The organism is Vibrio sp. V42_P2S4T144, from assembly GCF_009904715.1.
Taxonomy (GTDB): Bacteria; Pseudomonadota; Gammaproteobacteria; order Enterobacterales; family Vibrionaceae; genus Vibrio; species Vibrio alginolyticus.
In genome coordinates this window covers 1-5,516 of the sequence record NZ_WXWS01000040.1, presented here as the reverse complement: position 1 = coordinate 5,516, position 5,516 = coordinate 1, and the positions used below count along the sequence as shown (strand labels likewise).

General features: G+C 40.6%; 6 protein-coding genes and 1 pseudogene. 5 read left to right on the top strand and 2 right to left on the bottom strand.

What is annotated here, in order from left to right; genetic code table 11:
* Positions 1-76 precede the first annotated feature (76 nt).
* Both CAG68_RS01265 and CAG68_RS01255 read left to right on the top strand, forming a co-directional pair.
* Positions 77-469, top strand: coding sequence for a hypothetical protein (locus CAG68_RS01265; RefSeq protein WP_054757475.1), 393 nt, complete (start codon positions 77-79; stop codon positions 467-469).
* 623 nt (positions 470-1,092) lie between these two features.
* Positions 1,093-1,611: a DinB family protein gene (locus CAG68_RS01255; protein WP_337250501.1), complete on the top strand. Its 519-nt coding sequence runs from the start codon at positions 1,093-1,095 to the stop codon at positions 1,609-1,611.
* Between the two features lie 132 nt (positions 1,612-1,743).
* Here the strand turns inward: CAG68_RS01255 and CAG68_RS01250 are convergent, their stop codons facing one another.
* Both CAG68_RS01250 and CAG68_RS01245 read right to left on the bottom strand, forming a co-directional pair.
* Positions 1,744-2,034 (bottom strand): type II toxin-antitoxin system RelE family toxin, encoded by a 291-nt coding sequence (locus CAG68_RS01250; RefSeq protein WP_005377002.1) that lies wholly within the window; start codon positions 2,032-2,034, stop codon positions 1,744-1,746.
* Positions 2,024-2,272, bottom strand: coding sequence for a type II toxin-antitoxin system Phd/YefM family antitoxin (locus CAG68_RS01245; protein ID WP_005377003.1), 249 nt, complete (start codon positions 2,270-2,272; stop codon positions 2,024-2,026). Before CAG68_RS01245 ends, CAG68_RS01250 begins: the two co-directional genes overlap by 11 nt.
* 204 nt (positions 2,273-2,476) lie before the next feature.
* Between CAG68_RS01245 and CAG68_RS01235 the strand changes: the two genes are divergently transcribed.
* The 3 genes and pseudogenes from CAG68_RS01235 (at position 2,477) to CAG68_RS01225 (ending at position 5,419) form a co-directional block, all read left to right on the top strand.
* Positions 2,477-3,268 (top strand): Cthe_2314 family HEPN domain-containing protein, encoded by a 792-nt coding sequence (locus CAG68_RS01235; protein WP_043921000.1) that lies wholly within the window; start codon positions 2,477-2,479, stop codon positions 3,266-3,268.
* A 108-nt stretch (positions 3,269-3,376) separates the two neighbouring features.
* A pseudogene (locus tag CAG68_RS22095) lies at positions 3,377-4,435 on the top strand (DUF5677 domain-containing protein).
* 153 nt (positions 4,436-4,588) lie between these two features.
* Positions 4,589-5,419 carry a hypothetical protein gene (locus CAG68_RS01225; RefSeq protein ID WP_025533803.1) on the top strand — a complete coding sequence of 277 codons (831 nt, stop codon included), beginning with the start codon at positions 4,589-4,591 and terminating at the stop codon, positions 5,417-5,419.
* Positions 5,420-5,516: the final 97 nt, after the last annotated feature.

Sequence of the window (5,516 nt, the reverse complement as noted above, 5' to 3'; positions counted from 1 at the left end):
TTTAAGGTACAATGGTTTAGGTTCGGTGGTTGGCGTTGTTCACCACTTAACGCGGCGTTAGCTGGCAGGAGGTTATATGGAAATTAATACCGACTTTGAGAAGATGAGCTTTCATGATGTATCTATCAATGATGTTTCCAGAAATGACTCTAAGATCATCATCGTTCTCAGTGGTATTTTCGTCAGCAAAGAGCACCCAGGTTCCAATGGAAAAGATCTAATTGTTCAAAATGGGGTGATGACTCTATACAACGTGTCCAATGAAAAAAGCCTCACTTGGTTGAATGATGTGTCACCCGTCAGTCACAAAACTCCAGAGTACCCGATTGACGAAATCATGAATGCGAAGTTTGATGGGAATACATTCCACTTTGATGGCTTTAAGGAAACGATGCCTTGGCATGAGTGGTTTATTCAGGCGACAAGTTTCAACTTGGTAGCTTTTGATGTTGTGGAAACAACCAGCTAACAAATTGTTCAAGAGTGATTCGGCACGCGTGGCATTTTTACTATGCGTTGATTTTAGTGGTTAAGGTATTATGCGGAGGCTTCAGTATTGCGTGCCTCACACCTTAACAAGGCGTTAGTTGCCAAGGCGAAAAATGCAGCTAAAGCAGAGCATTTAGGGCTAATGGTCTGTGCTGTTTTTGCCTGATTCTGTGTTTAGGTGTAAGTTTGCTGAAGTTGCGTTCGATGTTTATTAGTGTGGTTTTGGTTTGCCGTTTCAGAAGCCGATTCGTTTGTTGAAAGTCAGCTCTGCTGCATTGTCGTTCCAAAAAGTTTGTTTGGTGTTCAAAGTCCGTTTTCTACGGCGTTGTATGTTCCAAGTGGTTTCAGTGACAGGCGCTTTGAAACTGCGCCTGAACTGAGCTTTTCAAAGCACATCAAGCTAGTGTTGGCAAAGCAGCAATTAACATCAAATCAAAGCTTTAGGTTTGGCAACTAACAAAGCATTCAAGAGGGATTCACAACGCTTGGCAGTTTTGGTTTGAATTAGCTTAAGTGTTTACGGCACAATGGTTTGGGTTAAGTGGTGGCGTTGTTCACCCCTTAATGCGGCGTTAGGTGCAGCTTGAATTCCTCAACTCTCAAATGAACAACAATGGAGAAAAAATGGATTTTTCTAAGGCATTTCAATATAAAAAGTGGGCAAATAATGAATTACTTGATATTGGAGAACAACAGTTCTCAATACTTCCAGAAAGTGATGCTACCTTTTTCGTTAGAATCTTAAACCATACAACAGTCGTTGATAGCCTCTTCATCAGTCGAATTATGGGTGAGCCTGAAAAATATAGTGGTGACAATACCGTTGAGACTCCAACAATATCGGAGCTTCGAGAGACAATGAATCAAAACGACTCATGGTTAGTTCAGTATGTGGGCGCTGCATCCAAGGAAGATCTAAAAAGAGTTGTTCCATTTAAGTTTGTTGATGGTGATACAGGGCAGATGTCAGTCGAAGAGATTCTGCTCCATTTGTTAACTCATGGCAGTAACCACCGTGGTATGGCATCTAGGGTACTAGCAGAAAACAATCTAGAGCGTCCCAAAGACACATTTACACGCTATCTTCATCAATTAGAGCCTTCAAGAAGAGTTGAGGGCTAGCACCTAACAAACAATTTAAGAGTGATTCAGCACGCTCGGTATTTTTAGTTCGGGTTGAGTTTAGTGTTTACAGTGATCCAGTTGAGTTATGTGGTCGCGTGCTTCACACCTTAATTGGGCGTTATACCGCAATCAATCATCTAACCTTTTCATAGCCTTACGATAAACATCGCTACGTTCGCGTTTTCCGACTGCTAAGACGGTTACAATGATGACATCGTCTTCAACTTTGTAGACGAGACGGTAGCCCGATTGACGCAGCTTAATTTTATACATGTTGTCAGCTCCAGAAAGCTTTGAAGCCGGAACATGTGGGTTGTCTAAGCGTTCGATTAGCTTTTTCTTAAATTGTTGTTGTAGCGTTGAGCCAAGCTTTTTCCACTCTTTGAGCGCGCTCTTTTTAAAGTCGAGTTTATAGGTCATCAATATTTACCGAAATGCTCTCTTCAGATTCACGTTCTTTAGCAATTGCTAGTAGTTCAAGATCTTCGAGTCTGTCCATCATCATTTCGTAAGCTTCGGCGGGTACGCAATAAAATGCTGGTTCATTCCGGTTTAGTACAGCAACGGGTTCGCCATAAGCACTAGTTGCAACTTTCATTGGGTTAGCTTTTAACTCAGTAATGCTCGCAGCAACATCAGCTAAAATTCTAGTGGTCATATAATCGGTCTCTTAAGTGGTCTTTATGTTGGTTATTTTAGCCTCAACTAAGCGGTATAACAAGTTGCTTAAGAGTGATTCGCAACGCGTGGCATTTTTACCATGCGTTGGTTTATGTGTTTAAGGTATTATGCGGAGACTAAGGTATTGCGTTGCTCACACCTTAGCAAGGCGTTAGCTATCAATCGGAAATTGTGAGTGTCTATGAAGAATGAATATTATTGGTGGGATTTGGAAGGTTCTCGCTTCAAAGGGGTCTTATATGATTCGATCAATTGTTATTTTCTCCATGACTTGCCTTACCAAAATTGGCAAGAGTTTTCTGAAGCTGACCCACACATGGCTTACGCACATTTAACTTATGTTCGGTTTAATATGCTTGAGCAGCAGTTCATCGATTTACGGGTAATCCCTCAAATGCTTGGAGTTGAGACTGTTCCAGTGAAATCTAGTGTTCAAGATATAAACAGATACGACTGGCTTAAATCTATCGTAGACTTGACGCTATTTCGTTTTTCCAGTCTGCGAGATATAGCTTTCCACTTTGTGAATGAAGTCTTGGAGCTTGGTCTTTCCGACTTTCAGTTGAATATAAAGCAGCTGAAAAAGGCGCTTAAAACTCAGCATCCAGAAATTCTTGAAGACTTAATAATCTTAGATAAAACTGGTGAAGAACTGAGGACCGATCGTAATGACCGAGCTCATAAAGGTTTTAGTGAGCTTTATACAGGTGACGACCAGATGTTCAAAAACATGTCATGGATGGAGGGCAAAGTCATCGACAATACTGGTTATGATTTAGTCGGTATTTATGAAAGTTCCCGTGACAAAATTTGTGAACTAGTTGTGCAAGAGGTACAGGTTGCACTAAAAGCTACAATCAACTTAGTTGATAATTGCTATGCCCATTATCGTGATACACACCTTAGATTATCACGTGGCTCTGCAATGGGAGTGTCGCAACATTTTCCTCTGCACTGCGAAAAAGATAGCTAACAAAGCATTTAAGAGTGATTCCCAACGCATGGCATTTTTCATTCCATCGTTGGGTTTAGTGTTTACGGTGGTCTGGTTAAGTTTTGTGGTAGCGTTGCTCACACCTTAATGCGGCGTTATGAATCAGGGAGACTTATGAGCACTATTCAAGAACAATTCGAGAAGTTCATTGAAGATTTGATTGCCGAAAATCCAGATAAAGCTAAAGATTTGGATATAGAAATGCTAATAGCAGATATAACACCTGATTTCGTAGATGCAATAGGTGCATCATTGGCCAGTTCGATGCCAGAAATGCTTTCAAATCGCAGGTATGACTACAATTCATTTGCTGATAGGAACGTTGACAGGTGGAAGTCAGGCTTTGATCTTCTAGAAACCCATATCGTAATCTGTACTGAAGCAGGTGAAACCTTAAACTCTGAACATCGCCCTCAAGCAGCGGAACAAGGAGATTTGGTATTTGATCTTTTAGTTCGTCATCATGCGAGAGCCTGCCACATCGCAAATGAAATTTTATGCTTAATGAAAAATGGTTTCCCTGATGCAGCGCATTCACGCTGGAGGGCGTTGCATTAAGTGAGTGCTACTGCATTGTTTATCGCTAAACATGGTCAAGAGTGTGCAGAGAGGTTTTACTTTCATGATGTTGTGGATTCCTACGATGCCATGAAAGAGCACCGGAAATATGAAAGCAGACTTCAAGCAAAAGCACCAACAGACACAGAAATACAAGAAGTAAAAAAGGTTTACGATGACCTAATTAAAAAATACGGAAAAGGTTACTCAGGACACTACGGATGGGCCGCTTATTTGTTTCCTGCGCATAATCGTGTTGGCTTTGGTGCAATTGAAAAAGACGTTGGTCTTGAGCACTTACGCCCTTACTATAAATGGGCAAGCCAAAATATTCACGCTGGCTCAAAAGGATTAAGAAATCGTTTAGCTCTCGAAGAATGTGAAGAAGATATATTAGTTGTGGGGCAGAGTAACTCGGGAATGACTGACCCTGCTCATGCGACTGCAATTAGTCTACTTCAAGTGACGAGTGCGTTACTTATGTTAAGACCGTCAATGGATGCAATTGTAATGATGCAAATTGCAACATGCTATTCAGATGATATTGGTAGTGAGTTTCTCAAGTTGTCGAGAAATTCTGATTCATAACAAACAATTTAAGAGTGATTCCCCACGCTTGGCATTTTTGGTTTGGGTTAAGTTTAGTGTTTACGGTGCTCAATTAAAGTGTCGTGGTTGCGTGGCTCACACCTTAATTGGGCGTTAGCCATCTCCCATGTAATAAAATTAAGAGGTTGTAAAGTGAACAGTAAATATCTCAATGACTCGATTTTGGAGTACTGTAAAAATAGCGATGACTCAATTGTAAAAAGCGCGAATGAAATGGTTCACCATTGTTTAGACATTGACGATAAAATACCTAATGAGCATTCGTGGAAGTTCACAAGCGAAAGTTCAATCAAAGAACAATTAAAAGGGGTTGGTTCTCCTAATGAACTGAACAACATATACTGGAAAGATCAAGTTAGTAACGTTGAAGCCTACTCAATCATGACATTGTGGCGGGGTATCGAACTTGTTCGGTCTTGCCTAAATGGACTTAATAATGCAGAAACGATATCACCCGCTATTTCTTCTCGCTCGCTGTTAGAACTATCTACAGTATTTCTTCTCAATGCTAATTTGCTACATAAGAATTTTAGTGAAGTAAAACTGAGCAATAGTCAGGTTGTTATTTCTACAGATATTGAAGCATTCGTAGTCAAGATGATTTGGGGTACGAGATACGATGATCCAGAGCCTCATTTACTACAGACAAACATCATGACTTCACTAAAGCGGTTGTCTAAAAACCCTGCAGCGACGGACTTAATGCCTACATATGAGTTTTTGTGTGATATTGCTCACCCAAGCTTTATTGGTAATACAAGTTATTGGTCTCATGTTGATTCAGTTAATGATGACGGTTCGGAAAATAGAGTGATATCTCGATCAGTCACTAGATACACCAACACAGAGATACTAGACAAAACTCTTTGGGCTTTAGCGTGGTCGTCTGCATGTATTCGAAATGCTTTCGACATAATGACTGAAGCTAATACTCTAATACTCGACCAACTACAGAATGGCTAACAAACTGTTTAAGAGTGATTCGCAACGCGTGGCATTTTTATCATGCGTTAGTTTAAGTGATTAAGGTGGTATGCGGCGGCATTGGTATTGCGTTGCT

Excerpts from the sequence above, each read along its gene's own strand:
- CAG68_RS01255 (WP_337250501.1), top strand. The coding sequence starts at position 1,093 with ATGAACAACAATGGAGAAAAAATGGATTTTTCTAAGGCATTTCAATAT.
- CAG68_RS01235 (WP_043921000.1), top strand. The coding sequence starts at position 2,477 with ATGAAGAATGAATATTATTGGTGGGATTTGGAAGGTTCTCGCTTCAAA.
- CAG68_RS01245 (WP_005377003.1), bottom strand. The coding sequence starts at position 2,272 with ATGACCACTAGAATTTTAGCTGATGTTGCTGCGAGCATTACTGAGTTA.
- CAG68_RS01250 (WP_005377002.1), bottom strand. The coding sequence starts at position 2,034 with ATGACCTATAAACTCGACTTTAAAAAGAGCGCGCTCAAAGAGTGGAAA.
- CAG68_RS01265 (WP_054757475.1), top strand. The coding sequence starts at position 77 with ATGGAAATTAATACCGACTTTGAGAAGATGAGCTTTCATGATGTATCT.